General features: G+C 61.0%; 13 protein-coding genes. 3 read left to right on the forward strand and 10 right to left on the reverse strand.

Features of this window, described 5'->3' with window-relative positions:
* Positions 1–276, reverse strand: a 276-nt coding sequence (locus IM764_RS02100; RefSeq protein WP_255510430.1) for an exonuclease domain-containing protein, incomplete at its 3' end; no start/stop codon positions are given.
* A gap of 532 nt (positions 277–808) precedes the next feature.
* On the opposite strand from IM764_RS02100, the gene IM764_RS02105 reads away from it, so the two are divergent.
* Together IM764_RS02105 and ligA are read left to right on the forward strand one after the other, a co-directional pair.
* Positions 809–2,137: an HNH endonuclease signature motif containing protein gene (locus IM764_RS02105; RefSeq protein WP_194186735.1), complete on the forward strand. Its 1,329-nt coding sequence runs from the start codon at positions 809–811 to the stop codon at positions 2,135–2,137.
* Positions 2,061–4,172 (forward strand): NAD-dependent DNA ligase LigA, encoded by a 2,112-nt coding sequence (gene ligA / locus IM764_RS02110; protein ID WP_194186736.1) that lies wholly within the window; start codon positions 2,061–2,063, stop codon positions 4,170–4,172. Before IM764_RS02105 ends, ligA begins: the two co-directional genes overlap by 77 nt.
* Here the strand turns inward: ligA and IM764_RS02115 are convergent.
* Genes IM764_RS02115 through IM764_RS02135 form a run of 5 tightly spaced genes read right to left on the reverse strand, consistent with a single transcriptional unit; the run spans position 4,135 to position 8,244 of the window.
* Positions 4,135–4,698, reverse strand: coding sequence for a TspO/MBR family protein (locus IM764_RS02115; protein ID WP_194186737.1), 564 nt, complete (start codon positions 4,696–4,698; stop codon positions 4,135–4,137). The two genes, ligA and IM764_RS02115, sit on opposite strands and share 38 nt — an antisense overlap.
* 10 nt (positions 4,699–4,708) lie before the next feature.
* A complete protein-coding gene (locus tag IM764_RS02120) occupies positions 4,709–5,029 on the reverse strand; it encodes a hypothetical protein (RefSeq protein WP_159460935.1) in 321 nt (106 codons plus the stop codon).
* A complete protein-coding gene (locus IM764_RS02125; RefSeq protein WP_099297254.1) occupies positions 5,029–5,952 on the reverse strand; it encodes a hypothetical protein in 924 nt (307 codons plus the stop codon). Before IM764_RS02125 ends, IM764_RS02120 begins: the two co-directional genes overlap by 1 nt.
* Positions 5,949–7,076, reverse strand: coding sequence for a tRNA 2-thiouridine(34) synthase MnmA (mnmA, locus tag IM764_RS02130; RefSeq protein WP_194186738.1), 1,128 nt, complete (start codon positions 7,074–7,076; stop codon positions 5,949–5,951). Before mnmA ends, IM764_RS02125 begins: the two co-directional genes overlap by 4 nt.
* A 10-nt stretch (positions 7,077–7,086) precedes the next feature.
* Entirely contained in the window at positions 7,087–8,244 is a 1,158-nt protein-coding gene (locus tag IM764_RS02135) for a cysteine desulfurase family protein (protein WP_370551535.1), read from the reverse strand.
* Between the two features lie 98 nt (positions 8,245–8,342).
* Here IM764_RS02135 and IM764_RS02140 point away from each other — a divergent pair, with 98 nt between their 5' ends.
* Positions 8,343–9,446 (forward strand): ATP-binding protein, encoded by a 1,104-nt coding sequence (locus IM764_RS02140; RefSeq protein WP_194186740.1) that lies wholly within the window; start codon positions 8,343–8,345, stop codon positions 9,444–9,446.
* Here the strand turns inward: IM764_RS02140 and IM764_RS02145 are convergent.
* The 4 genes from IM764_RS02145 to IM764_RS02160 all read right to left on the reverse strand — a co-directional run bounded on the left by IM764_RS02145 (position 9,397) and on the right by IM764_RS02160 (position 13,240).
* Positions 9,397–10,092, reverse strand: coding sequence for a hypothetical protein (locus tag IM764_RS02145; RefSeq protein WP_194186741.1), 696 nt, complete (start codon positions 10,090–10,092; stop codon positions 9,397–9,399). The two genes, IM764_RS02140 and IM764_RS02145, sit on opposite strands and share 50 nt — an antisense overlap.
* A 92-nt stretch (positions 10,093–10,184) precedes the next feature.
* Complete coding sequence (locus IM764_RS02150) at positions 10,185–11,138, reverse strand: electron transfer flavoprotein subunit alpha/FixB family protein (RefSeq protein WP_194186742.1); 954 nt, start codon at positions 11,136–11,138, stop codon at positions 10,185–10,187.
* Between the two features lie 47 nt (positions 11,139–11,185).
* The gene (locus IM764_RS02155) at positions 11,186–11,974 is read right to left on the reverse strand and encodes an electron transfer flavoprotein subunit beta/FixA family protein (RefSeq protein WP_194186743.1); all 789 of its coding nucleotides are present in this window, start codon (positions 11,972–11,974) and stop codon (positions 11,186–11,188) included.
* A gap of 99 nt (positions 11,975–12,073) precedes the next feature.
* Complete coding sequence (locus tag IM764_RS02160) at positions 12,074–13,240, reverse strand: SAM-dependent methyltransferase (RefSeq protein ID WP_194186744.1); 1,167 nt, start codon at positions 13,238–13,240, stop codon at positions 12,074–12,076.
* Positions 13,241–13,242: the final 2 nt, after the last annotated feature.

The raw sequence follows: 13,242 nt of genomic DNA on the forward strand, positions 1-13,242 counted from the left end.
GCCCTCCCACCCTTGGCGGATGCGGCGGATGGTTTCGGCGAGCACTTCATCGTGCGGCTTGCCATGCTCTCTGGCGTATTCCGTGGTGATGCCATGCACGGCGGAGGCTTGTTTCGGGATTTCGATCCCGGGATCTGCGAGCATTTCCAGGTCATCGCGCTCTTTACCGCGAATACTCACCAGGGCACTGGTGACGATTTTTGCCGTTTGTGGATCGACTCCCGTGGTTTCGAGGTCGAAGCTCAGCATGTGGCTTGGATCAAAATGCCCGTTCATGTCCCCCACTCTATATGGGGCTTAGACAAGCATGTCGTCGGCAATACGATCAGTGTTGTCCGCTTCGATGAACAGTGCTTCGTCGTCGCCGAAGAGGTAGTTGTTTGCGGAGGTGTCTGGGAAGAGAAACATTGTGGTGCTCCTTGTTTGGGTTGGTGTCAGTTGGACGGTTTTCACGCTAAAACCAACTGACGGCGCACGTCGACCCTGGACCCCCATGTAATTTCATCAGTAGAGTACCATTTTTGCAGCTCACGCCAGATCATCGACACCCCAGTTGTTATATTTTTCCGAATCACCCACTCCCCCTATTGTGGCGCAGCGCACACATTTAACCGCTGGTGAACTCCTGTTTTCATGGTTATCTCGCTAGAATTTTCCAGTTTTGACGTTCCTCTTGACAGCCCCTCCCCATGTACTATAATCGAACATATGATCTAATCTAGCGGGGGATTTTCAGAACTTGTCTCGCTCCCAAATACTCTGTTTTTCAACACTTCATTCACCACCACATCACGTCCTCGGGGGACTCGTGAACACAGAACAACCGTCGTGGCGCGTCTGCGATGCCACCGATCCACTCAGCCTCGCCACCGTCCAACGCAACATACTCGACCTCGCCATCGCCTCAAGCTGCCTTCCCGATTGGGAAGAATGTGTCGATGACGTGCGCTCCCGTCTCGCCGTCCGCATGGGTCTGACGGAAACAGTCGCCATGTATTTTGTCGACGCCAGCCTCATGCTCACCCGCTTTCCCCTCCTCGCCCAGCATCTGTCTGATGGGCACATGTGCTTTGACTCCGTGCGGCGGCTAGCCGAGTATCTCGAAGCCGTGCCTGACGAGCTCATTTCTACGGTTGAAGAGGACCTACTCAAGGAAATCGCGCCGAAGAAACCTCAGCAGTCCGTCCCCACCGGCCGCCGCTTGCGTGCAATTTGCCAGCGGATCATGGACAAACGTTGCCCACCTGCGCGCCCCAAGGAGGAGAAGGATTCGCCACCTCCACCTCCGGATGAGCGAGATCCGCTTCTGCACGTCGATGCCCGCAAGGACACGGTCACGGATTTCATCCTTCGTCTCAACAAAGCCGAGGCGCACGAGGTCACCCTCATGCTGGACTACGTCTGCCGCGAGCAGTTTTGCGACCGCGGCGAAGCCTTCATGCGCTTGCTACGCGGAGAGTCCCGCCCGGAGATCACGCTCAACATCTACCGCTCCGCAGACAGCGAAGACGGACAGATTCAAATCGCTGGGCACTGGCTGCACCCGCTTATCTCCCAAGACTGGATGCGTCGGGTCACCCACGTTTTCGCACCTGGCTGGGCACGATGCGAGGGTTACCAACCCACGCCGGGCATCCGGGCGTCGGTCATGGGACGCGACGGACACTGCCGCTTCCCCGGCTGTGACGTCCCCGCGGAGCGCTGCGACCTCGACCACGTGCAGCGCTGGGAGTCCGTTACCTCAACCGACAATCTTCACTGCCTTTGTCGCACCCACCACCGGCTTAAAACGGCTGGTCAATGGGATGTCACGCTCCGCCGGGACGGTACGGAAGAATGGACGTCGCACGGCGATGGACACACAGTCATTACCGAGCCAGGTGGCGTGCTGCAACGCGAAACCTTTGAACACCGAGCGGTTCGCCGCACCAAGGTACTCGCGGATTACAACCAACAGCGGGTCATCAATGAGGAGTGGAATTCTCGGGCGGCGTGTGCTGCCCGGATGGCGGCAAAGTTGGATGCAAAGGCAGACGAGACATCGCCTTCCCAGGTCATCGATGCTCTCGCCGCCGCGTACGAAGACAAATACGGCCCACTCCCCTCCAAGCTCCAGCGAGTATTCAGCTGCGGATAGACTCAGAAAGGTGACTAACTACGCAGAACAGTGGCAGCAGTTGGCGGACGAAGTGCGCACGCACCGCGACCGCTACTACTACGGTGACCCCACGATCACCGATGAGGACTTCGACGCTCTGTTGCGCCAGCTCAAGCAGCTAGAGGAAGAGCACCCCGAAGCTATCACGGGCACCAGCCCCACCGAGGAGGTTGCCCCTGCCCCGCCGGAATCCAGCCCGTTCCGCAACGTTCACCACCGCGAGCGCATGCTCAGCCTGGACAACGTCTTCGACAAGGAGTCGCTGCAGGGTTGGCTTGAGCGAACCCCGGCGAAAACGTATCTCACCGAGCTAAAGATCGACGGCGCCTCCATCAACCTGCTCTACGTCAACGGGACGCTCGAACTCGCACTGACCCGCGGCGATGGCACCACCGGCGAAGACATCACCCACAACGCCCGCACCCTCAAAGACATCCCCGACCAGCTCAGTGGCGACTTCCCCGAACTCGTGGAAATCCGTGGCGAGGTATTCATCACGGTCGAGGATTTTGCCACGATGAACGCCCAGCGCCAGGCCGAGGGCCTCAAGATGTTCGCCAACCCCCGCAACGCTGCGGCGGGTGCGATGCGCCAGAAGAATCCCGAAGATACTGCCAAGCGCCCACTGCGATTGATCTGCCATGGCATCGGCGCGCGCGAAGGTTTCAACGTCTCCAGCCAGCACGAGGCGTACAAAGCCATCGAGTCCTGGGGTCTGCCTGTCAGCCCGTATACCAAGCAAGTTCACACGGCGAAGGAAGTCGTTGACCAGGTCACGTACTGGGGCGAGCACCGCCACGACGCCGCCCATGAGATGGACGGGCTCGTCATCAAGGTGGACTCGCTGGACGAGCAGCTCGAACTCGGTACCACTAGCCGCGCTCCACGCTGGGCGATTGCCTACAAGTACCCGCCCGAAGAGGCGATGACCACCCTGCGCAATATCCGCATCGGCATCGGCCGCACCGGTCGCGCCACGCCTTATGCCGTGATGGAGCCCAAGTACGTCGCTGGCTCCACGGTGTCCATGGCCACGCTGCACAACCCCACGGAGGCCCACCGCAAGGGAATCCGCTTGGGCGATACCATCATGATCCGCAAAGCTGGTGAGGTCATCCCGGAGGTCCTGGGCCCCGTGGAGGATGCCCGCGACGGCTCCGAACTGGAGTTCGTCTTCTCCAGCATCTGCCCAGAATGCGGCACCTCGCTGGCCCCCACCAAAGAGGACGACGCAGACTGGCGCTGCCCCAACACCCGCTTCTGCCCTGGTCAGCTACACACTCGCCTGACTTACCTCGCCGGACGTGGCGCTTTCGATATTGATGCGCTGGGAGAAAAGGCCGCGTACGACCTCATCCACTCAGGGGTGCTCACCGACGAATCACGCCTGTTCAGCCTCACCCGCGAAGACCTCGAGCGCACCTCCGCGTACTCCACCAAGGCTGGCAACCTCAACAAGTCCGGCGAGACGCTGCTGGAGAAGCTCGAGGCTGCCAAGACCGTCGACCTGTGGCGCATCATCGTAGCACTATCCATACGCCACGCAGGTCCCACCGCAGCAAAAGCCCTGGCCAGGCACTTCGGTTCCATCGAGGCTATCCGCAACGCCTCCGCTGAGGACATGTCCGGCATCGAGGGCGTGGGCCCGATCATCGCCCAATCCGTGGCAGATTGGTTCACCGTCGATTGGCACCAGGAGATCGTTGATCGATGGGAGGAGGCTGGGGTTCAGATGTTTGTTCCCGACGCCGACTCTTCCGCTGATCTCCCCTCCCTAGAAGGTTTGACCATCGTGGTGACGGGCTCACTTGAGGAGTTCGACCGCACTCAAGCCAAGGAGGCGATTGAGGAGCGGGGCGGAAAGGCATCGGGAAGTGTTTCGAAGAACACGGACTACCTAGTGGCGGGCGAAAAGGCTGGCTCAAAACTCACCAAGGCCCGCGATCTCGGCGTGACGGTGCTAGATGAGGAGGGCTTTAAGAAGCTGCTCGCCGAAGGAATTCCGGCCGATTAAGCCACCAGATGGACCCAGTGAGGACGGTCGCGAAGCCCGTCCACGCCACATAGGGTCCCAGCGCCAAGGCGCGGGTGGGCTCCACCTGGCGGCTGCGCAGCATCAGGTCCACGGTCGAGCCGAAGAGCAATGCGGACTCGATGGTGGACAAAAACGGTGCATGGCCGCGGAAGAAGAGCAAGCTCCACCCCGCGTTCAGTGCAATGTTCGCGCCGAAAGATTCCTTGAGCTCGGTGAAGTGCTGTGCCTTGCCTTCGCGCTCCTCAAGGTCAGCGAGGCTATGCCCCACAACATGCCCGGTGGCCAGGAAAATGGGGTTCCATACCAGCGGAAACACCCAATTCGGCGGCTGGATGGCCGGCTTTATTAGGCTCCGGTACCACGTAGAATTCGGATCGGTGGCGACGATCCCGATGCCCGCGTTTGCGGCGATGGCCAAGGCGGTCGCGGTCAAGGTGCGGTGACGTCGACGCTGCTTGATGGGGCCGGTCTGAAACTTGTCGATGAATGAAGCCAAGGGGTTCATTGGCACCAGCCTAGCGAATGGCGCAGGATTCCTCGCCCACCAGAGGCCCCAGCTTGTGTCGGTTGATGGCCACCAATCGGTACGCACCGGCGAACAGCGGGGATAGCGGGCGGAACAGCAACACGGTACCGGCCGCACGAGACCATCTAGCCCGCCCGTGCTGCTTGAGCACAGCACCAATGGCCTTGTGGCCAAGCTCCTTGGAATCCCCGTTCTCGTAGACAGCAAAGTCATCGAGGCGCGCAGGTTTGACCTCCACATCGGCTAAGCCAGTGAGCTTGCGCGCGGACCACTGACAGAATCCGCAATCACCGTCATAGTAGAAAGCCATCAGTTCCTCCAGAGCTTCGCCGCTGCATGTCGTGCTATAGCAGCCAAGGTACTCGCTTCTGCAGGCGTGCGGACAGCCTCCGGAACCACGAAGTTCACCAGCTCCGGCAGCTGCTCGGCGGGCAAAGTCCACTGCTTCCACAAGCTCATCATGGACTTCGCCAGCTCGTCAGAGCTCATCCCGGATGGCACCCTCACGCCGAGCCGCTTGCCCTCCCCCAGCCGAGCGCCCACGGCATCCTTGATGGCACTGTCCTGCAAGGAATGGAGGCTGACGTCGGAATGAGAAAGCAACACGTCCACCTCAACCTGCTCATCGAACCGACGCCACACCGCCTCCACAATTTCCCGATCCACCGGATCCAGCTGGTGAAACTGCGTAGCCCCTGGCAGGCCCTCCAGCACATTGTTGACCTCCGGCTCGTGAACCCGAACCGCCACTTCCGCGCTAACGGCCCTGCTCAGGCGCTCGCAGTACTCGTGCACAGCGTCGCCCAAAGTCAGCGCCATGTCCTTAAACGCCGGCCGGTCCGCAATCACGGAATGCCCGCGGTACTCCACCTGCGCGCCCAAACTCCACGGCCCCAACACGTGCACCAGCACGCGCTCCACGCGCCCGGGCAGGATTTCCTCCGCCAGGTCCCACTGCTCCCGCAGGTACCCGGCCGTCCGCCGCGATTCCAAGCTCGGGTGCGCAGATAACTCCCACCCACGCGGGGTGGTGTGCAGCGGAATCTGCGCCATCGCTGCGGTGGTTGCGGCCAATTGTTTTCCGACGCCACCACTGACCCGCGGCAACGATAGAGCCGGAGCCACACCGATGTCTTCATCCACGTCCACTGTGCGTGTCAGCGCGCTGGCATAGGCAGCCCGCAGGTCAGTGTGGGTGGTGACGGTATCCTCCCACCAGCCGTAGCGGATCATGCCGTGGCGCGGATGGTTCCGGAGCCCAGCAGGATGTCTCCCTCGGGATCGCGTTGGTAAACCACAGCTGCCTGTCCGCGGGCCACGCCCTCCAACGGCTCCAGCAGCTCCAGCTCCATGCGCCATGGGGCTTCGTCTTCGCTCTTCTCGCGGCCGGCTGCCGTGACTGGTTCCGGGTCATCCACCAGCCGAGCTATCGCGGGCACCACACCACCGTGGGCGCGCACCTGCACGTCACACTCGAACTCGCGGCCGTGCTTGGCCGGGTCCAGACGCTTGAGGCGATCCGCCACAATCTCACGGACCTGCAGGTCTTCGCGCCGTCCAACCGTCACCGTGCCGGTGGCCGCGTTAATGTCCGTAACGAAGCGCGGCTGCCCATCCAGCTCTTCGCGCGGCAGGCCCAAGCCCTTGCGCTGCCCGATGGTGAATCCGTACACGCCCTCGTGCTCCGCCACGGTTTCCCCGGATGCGTCCTTCATAAGCCCTGGTCGCAGGCCGATCTTGTTACCGAGGAACGCTTGCGTGCGTCCGTCCGGAATGAAGCAGATGTCGTGAGAATCCGGCTTGGAGGCCACCCCGAACCCAGCGTCCTTGGCCTCTTCGCGAATCTCTGGCTTGATCGTGTCGCCCACGGGGAACATGCAGTGCTCCAGCTGCTCGTCAGTGAGCACGCCGAGAACGTAGGACTGATCCTTGTTGGCGTCGATCCCACGACGCATCACCCCGCCATCCAGACGCGCATAATGCCCGGTGACCACCGCATCGAAACCCAGCGCGATGGAGCGATCCAGCAACGCTTCAAACTTGATCTTCTCGTTGCAGCGCAGGCAAGGATTCGGGGTCTCGCCGATGGCGTAGGAATCCACGAAATTATCGATCACGTCGGCCTTGAAACGGTCGGAGAAGTCCCACACGTAGAAGGGAATGCCCAGCTTATCGGCCACGCGGCGGGCATCTGCAGAATCTTCGAGGCTGCAGCAACCGCGGGAACCGGCACGCACCGCCTCAGGGCTTTGGGACAGCGCCAAGTGCACGCCGATCACCTCGTGGCCCTCTTCCAAGGCTCGGGCCGCTGCTACGGCGGAATCAACCCCGCCACTCATCGCTGCTACAACTCGCATACGAGGCACCCTACGCCCCCGATGCCATACCGGCCAACCTGGCTTGCTCCACGATGCGCGGCAGCTTTTCCGCCAGCTCAGCAGCCTCTTGTTGGGTCACGTGTGGACCGAAAGTCAGGCGCAGCGCCCCGCGCGCCACATCCACGTCAACGCCCATTGCTGTGAGCACATGCGACGCCCGATTCACCCCCGCGCTGCACGCCGACCCGGTGGACGCATCCACGCCAGCCGCGTCCAGAAGCATGATCAGGCTATCGCCCTCCGCGCCGGGGAAGCTCATATGCAGGTGGCCAGGCAGGGCGGGCTCGTTGGTCCAGATCCGTACGTCGGGGATGTTTTCAGCCGCGGTGCGCACGAGGTCGCGTGCTGCGGCCATCTTCTTGTTTTCTTCCTCCATGTTCTTAAATGCCGACGCCAAGGCTGCCGCAGCTCCCACCGCTCCCTGCACGTTGACCGTGCCCGAACGTAGCTTGCGCTCTTGCCCACCTCCGCGGACTGGACTGAGAATCGTGGCGTCGCGGCGGGCCAGCAGAATACCGAGGGACTTCGGCCCTCCGAACTTGTGCGCGCTAGCGGCGAGCGTTGCCGCGCCGAGCTCGTGGAAATCGATGGGCAGGTGGCCGACAGCCTGCACGGCATCCGTGTGAAAAAGGATACCGTGGTCTGCGAACTGCTGAACGGGTTGGATATTTCCGGTCTCATTATTGGCCCACATGCACGTCAGCAAGGCAATCTCTTGCGGATCCAGCTCACTCGGAAGCTGGACGCGGCCGTCGGCATCCACCGGCAATCGCTGCTGTGTGAATCCGAAATCGATGGGCCCGTCGCATATCCAAGAGACGGATTCCATGACCGCGGGATGTTCAATATTTGCGCTTGCAATCACCGACGCACCGCGTTGCGCCTTGGATCCAAACGCTAGGCCCTGCACGGCAATGTTGTTGGCCTCCGTGCCGGATCCAGTGAAGATAACCTCCGCGGCATCGGCGCCGAGCAGCTCGGCGATCTGCTCGCGAGCATCTTCGAGGTGGCTGCGCGCGGCACGTCCCGTTGCGTATTGGCCTGCGGGATTGCCTTGGGCAGCCATGGCGTTCATGGCCTCCAGAGCCTCGGGGCGCAGTGGCTGGGATGCGGCATTATCTACGTACAGACGGTTCACGGTTGCCACCTTAGTCGGGGGATCTACAGAATCGCTCAACCGCTCGAAGATCTATCAGATCTACTCCGCCCACGAAGATCTATCAAATCTCTACTAGAGTGAGGGGCATGCGTAACCCCTTCCGCCCCAGCTTCGGCGCCTCACCCTACTTCCTCGCAGGTCGCGGAGAACTTTTGCGAGACTTCCAGCTGAGCCTCATGGAAGGCCCCGGCTCCCCCAACCGCGCACTTCTGCTCAGCGGCGTTCGTGGCGTGGGCAAAACGGTGCTGCTCAATGAGCTCGAAGATACCGCAGCTGCACAGGGATGGATCACGCTGCGCAGCTACCCGCGCTCCAACATGATCGAAGAACTAGTCAACACCACCATCCCCCAGACCATCTCCACCCTGGATCCACAAAAGGAGCGGACGGTATCCGGCGGCAGCATCGCGGGCGTTGGCGGTATTCGCACGTCAGACAATCCCAAGTTCTTGGAGTCCGCGCCCACTCTGATCACCAGACTTCGCGAACTCGCGGAACACAGCACCGGAATACTCATCACCTTGGACGAGCTCCAAGCCGCCCAACCAGAGCCTCTGCATGAACTAGCCACCGCGGTGCAGGACCTGATCCGAGACGAGTACGAGATAGCTATTGCGTGCGCTGGTCTGCCACATGGCGTCGAACAATTACTGCAACACGAAGGCACCACCTTCATGCGCCGAGCAACGCGCATTGACCTGCACGCGGTGGCCGATGACGACGTTTCTGAGACGCTGCACACCACCATCACCGACGGCGGCAAGACCATCGAACCTGCAGGTCTCGCACGCGCGACGGCGCTGTGCAAGGGCTACCCATACTTGATCCAGGTGGTTGGGTCGCTGGCGTGGGCGCAGGCATCGTTGGACGAAGCGGACACCATCACCGACCATCATGTTCAGACCATCGAGGCGGACGCCATCAAGCGCATGATGAGCCAAGTTCACCGCCCCGCCCTCACCCAGGTGCCCGACGGGGAGATCGCGTTCCTGCAGGCCATGGCCAATTACGGTGAGGATGACGTGCCAACCGCGGAGATCGCCCGTGCGCTAGGCACTTCGCCGAACGGTATTTCAGCCCGACGACAACGCCTAATCAATCGGGACTTGATCGAAAGCGCCGGCTTTGGCGCGGTTCGGTTTACTCTTCCGTATTTGGATGAATACGTTCGCTCTCATAGCGCCAAATAGCATGCTCGAACTCGATCAGCGAGGCGGTATTGCCGTCCTGCTTGAGCCATTCTTCGTGAGCGGCAATGATCTGCTCACGGGCCCCCTTATCGGTTCCAAGTGAACGCTCCACGAAGCGGTTGATCATGCGATCCGCCTTGACCCCGGGGACTCCCAGCAACATCAGGAAATATTCGAAAGTCACTTTGCCCAGGCCCACAGGTCCGGTATAGGCAGACATCAACTTGTTGCCGTTGTCCTCGCTACTAGTACGAAATGCCTCAAGGTCTTCAGCACTAACGATTCCTAGATCGACAAAGTTCTGCGCAGCTTCCAAAACAGCTATGGATTTAAAGCGCTCGTCATTATGCCCCGGCACAACTTTGCCTTCACCCATCACTGCTCGGATAGGCTCTTCTCCCAATTCCAACAGACGTACGAGATTGTTTGAAGGATCAGTTTCGTTGTCCATCCACCCGTTGCTAAGTGCAACGACTCGTGGACCAACGCCCTTGCCATTAGCGGTCTCATAACGCGCGCCCATGCTGAAAACAGCATCAATCAACGCAACAGAAATGCGACCTTCCCAACCGCCTCCATACTTCGTGAAGTTGTCTTTGGGAACTAGCTCCAGGCTTTGCAGCAGCTTCTCGGTGTCCGTAGTCATCTTTACCTCGCTCAATCTGAAATTCGTACCTACTAAGAGTACGAAAAAACCCGCCCCAAAGGGCGGGTTTCCAATTTTAAGAAGGCTAGGGCTTACTTACGGCCCTTGAGCTCCTCGGTAGCCTGTGGGGCAACCTTGAACAGGTCGCCAACCACACCGAAGTCGGCGATCTCGAAGATGGAAGCCTCTTCGTCCTTGTTCACAGCGACGATGGTCTTCGAGGTCTGCATACCAGCCTTGTGCTGGATAGCACCGGAGATGCCCAGTGCGATGTACAGGTTTGGAGACACGGTGGAACCGGTCTGTCCAACCTGGAACTTGCCTGGGTAGTAGTCGGCATCCACAGCGGCACGGGAAGCGCCAACTGCAGCACCGAGTACGTCGGCCAGAGGCTCGACGGTGGTCTCGAAGCCTTCGGCACCTGCAACACCACGGCCACCGGAAACCACGATCTTCGCCTCGGTCAGCTCTGGGCGGTCGCCACCCTCAGCTGGGGAGAAGGAGGTGATGGTGACGGCGGTTGGGCCTGCACCTGGCAGCTCCACAGCCTGCACGGTTCCTGCAGCAGCTTGTGGCTCTGGGTCCACAGCGCCTGGGCGCAGGGTGAAGATTGGGGATGCGCCACCAGCGGAGGTGGTCACAGTGTAGGAACCACCGAAGATGCTGACCTGCGCGTTGCGGTCTGCGTCCACGGAGGAAGCATCGTAGATCACACCGGAAGCAACGCGAGCGCCGGTACGACCAGCGATCTCGTTGCCGGTGGCGGTGGCGGACACCAGTGCAGGAACCTGCAGGTGAGCAGCCAAGGCGGACAGTGCGTCCACGGATGGGGTGACCAGCAGGGAATCTGCATTGTCGGACTCAGCTGCGTAGATGGTCTCAGCCCCAGCCTCAGCCAGAGCGGACTGCAGCTTCTCGGTGGTACCAGGGTTGCCCACTACAACAGCACCGACGGTGCCGAAAGCACGAGCTGCGGTGATCAGCTCGAGGGTGGTGTTCTTCAGCTCACCCTCGACATGGTCTACCAGAACCAAAACGTTGGTCATGAGGTTTACCTCTCCTATTTCGAATGTGTACTTGGGGGTGAACTGGCCTAGACCAGCTTTTCCTTGACCAGGAACTCGACGAGCTTCTTGCCGCCATCGCCTTCGTCGGTGATGATCTCACCGGCGGACTTTGGTGGCTTCGGGTTGTTGGCGGACACGGAGGTTGCCGCGTTTGCCAAGCCCACGTTTGCAGCGTCCACGCCGATGTCGGCGAGGGACAGCTCCTGGATCTTCTTCTTCTTTGCAGCCATGATGCCCTTGAACGCTGCGAAGCGAGGGGTGTTGGCCTTCTCCGTCACGGAGACGATGGCTGGCAGTGGAGCTTCCAGTCCGAACTTGCCTTCGTCGGTAACGCGCTCGCCGGTGACCTTGCCACCCTCAACGTTGAGGGTCTGCATGTGGGTCAGGGCAGGGATCTGGCGGTACTCGGAGAGCAGGCCAGGGATGGAACCGGCGCCACCATCGGTGGATGCATTACCGGCGATGATGAGCTCGATGTCATCGATCTGGTTCAGGGCGTTGGACAGGGTCCATGCGGTGCCCAGAACGTCGGAGCCTGCGAGAGCATCGTCGGTGACGAGGATGCCTTCATCAGCGCCGAGAGACAGTGCCTTGCGCACGGCCTCGGTGGCGCGAGATGGGCCGACGGACAAAACGATAACGTTGCGGGAGCTATCTGCTTCCTTCAGCTGGAGGGCTGCTTCCACGGCGTTTTCATTGATTTCATCCAGAACCGCATCTGCATTGTCACGATCCAGGGTGAAGTCATCGTCGGTGAGCTTGCGCTCGGAGTAAGTGTCCGGCACCTGCTTGACGAGAACAACGATGTTCGACATTCGTTGGCCTTTCCTGCTTGGGTTTACTTTTCCCAATCCACTATATAGATGTTTAAGTAACCGCCACCACAATAGTAGCAATATTTTTATAATCGCCAGCTAATTCACAGGTCGGCACACATAGGCCATGGCGTTAGATCCCACCCGGGTGATCACCACGGACCACGCTTGCTTCGGTCCTGCCCCACTTTTGAGCTTGAGTTTCTTGCGCAACTGGTCCGGATCCACGTCCACACCGCGCACCAAAATCTCCACGCTGGTGGCCCCCAACCCGTGCAGAGCAGCCTTCAACTTTTTCAGCTGCGCCTGCTCTACCACCTCGAACGCACGTAGCCCCGTCAGCCCCGCGGGCACGGCATCACCCGTCAGGTAGGCGATCCGCGGATCCAGCTGCCACAGGCCGTGCTTGTAGGCCACGTGCCGAACAAGTCCCGCGCGGACTATCGCACCGTCGGCGTCGAAAATAAAGGAACCAGCGGGCCCATCACCCACGTCATCGGGCATCGCGGAGGTCAACGTCAGCTCCTCCGCGCCACGAAGCACCACCGCTCGGCGCACGTTCCCCACCGACAGCCCCGGGGTATACACGCAGGATTCTTTGACGTCGCCGTCCACGCTGACCACGTCGATCTGCCCGGCCCAGTCCGCCACGTCCGCGAAGTCGATGCCCGGCGCGCACTTGACCGCCAGCTCTCGCCCGCGATGCGCTTGAACCAGCTCGGGCAGCGGCGGCATCAGCTGATTGATGTTGTGAATCCGCCCCGAACTGCCTCGACGCGCCGGATCCGCCACCACAACGTCCGCATCGATCACCGGACGCAAAGCATCCGCGCACACCACCGGCACACCCGGCACGTTGGCCCGTGCCATCCGCAGCCGCACCATGTCCAGGTCCGCGCCCACGGCATCGATCCCGGCGCGCTGTAGATGCGCCAGCTCGGTGCCCACGGAACACGTCACGTCCGCCACCCGGCGCGCGCCCATCTGCTGCAGGTGCTTCACGCGCACCTGAGCCACCGCGCTGGGCGTGGCTTGCTGCGCGCTGGGGCCATCGAGCAGCCACTCTGCTCCCCCGTCGATCTTTTTCGACGCCAAACGCCTCGCCTTCACCAGTTCCACCAACCCCCGGGCGTTCTCTCCGTACTGGTTGCGCAGGCTGGTCACGTTCGCCAGCTCGGTCTTCTTGCTCAGCTCCAACTGTTCCGCGTCCGCCACTGCCTCGGGGTGACTGCGCAGAAAGTCCAGCTCGCCTAAGGAATACGGCATGG

This window comes from Corynebacterium sp. ED61, from assembly GCF_015233855.1.
GTDB lineage: Bacteria > Actinomycetota > Actinomycetes > Mycobacteriales > Mycobacteriaceae > Corynebacterium > Corynebacterium dentalis.

What these genes read in the sequence shown, in the direction of transcription:
- IM764_RS02160 (WP_194186744.1), bottom strand. Translation starts at nt 13,240, where the DNA reads ATGCCGTATTCCTTAGGCGAGCTGGACTTTCTGCGCAGTCACCCCGAG.
- ligA (WP_194186736.1), top strand. Translation starts at nt 2,061, where the DNA reads ATGCTCTCGCCGCCGCGTACGAAGACAAATACGGCCCACTCCCCTCCA.
- IM764_RS02120 (WP_159460935.1), bottom strand. Translation starts at nt 5,029, where the DNA reads ATGGCTTTCTACTATGACGGTGATTGCGGATTCTGTCAGTGGTCCGCG.
- IM764_RS02155 (WP_194186743.1), bottom strand. Translation starts at nt 11,974, where the DNA reads ATGTCGAACATCGTTGTTCTCGTCAAGCAGGTGCCGGACACTTACTCC.
- IM764_RS02150 (WP_194186742.1), bottom strand. Translation starts at nt 11,138, where the DNA reads ATGACCAACGTTTTGGTTCTGGTAGACCATGTCGAGGGTGAGCTGAAG.
- IM764_RS02140 (WP_194186740.1), top strand. Translation starts at nt 8,343, where the DNA reads ATGCGTAACCCCTTCCGCCCCAGCTTCGGCGCCTCACCCTACTTCCTC.
- IM764_RS02125 (WP_099297254.1), bottom strand. Translation starts at nt 5,952, where the DNA reads ATGATCCGCTACGGCTGGTGGGAGGATACCGTCACCACCCACACTGAC.
- IM764_RS02145 (WP_194186741.1), bottom strand. Translation starts at nt 10,092, where the DNA reads ATGACTACGGACACCGAGAAGCTGCTGCAAAGCCTGGAGCTAGTTCCC.
- mnmA (WP_194186738.1), bottom strand. Translation starts at nt 7,076, where the DNA reads ATGCGAGTTGTAGCAGCGATGAGTGGCGGGGTTGATTCCGCCGTAGCA.
- IM764_RS02115 (WP_194186737.1), bottom strand. Translation starts at nt 4,698, where the DNA reads ATGAACCCCTTGGCTTCATTCATCGACAAGTTTCAGACCGGCCCCATC.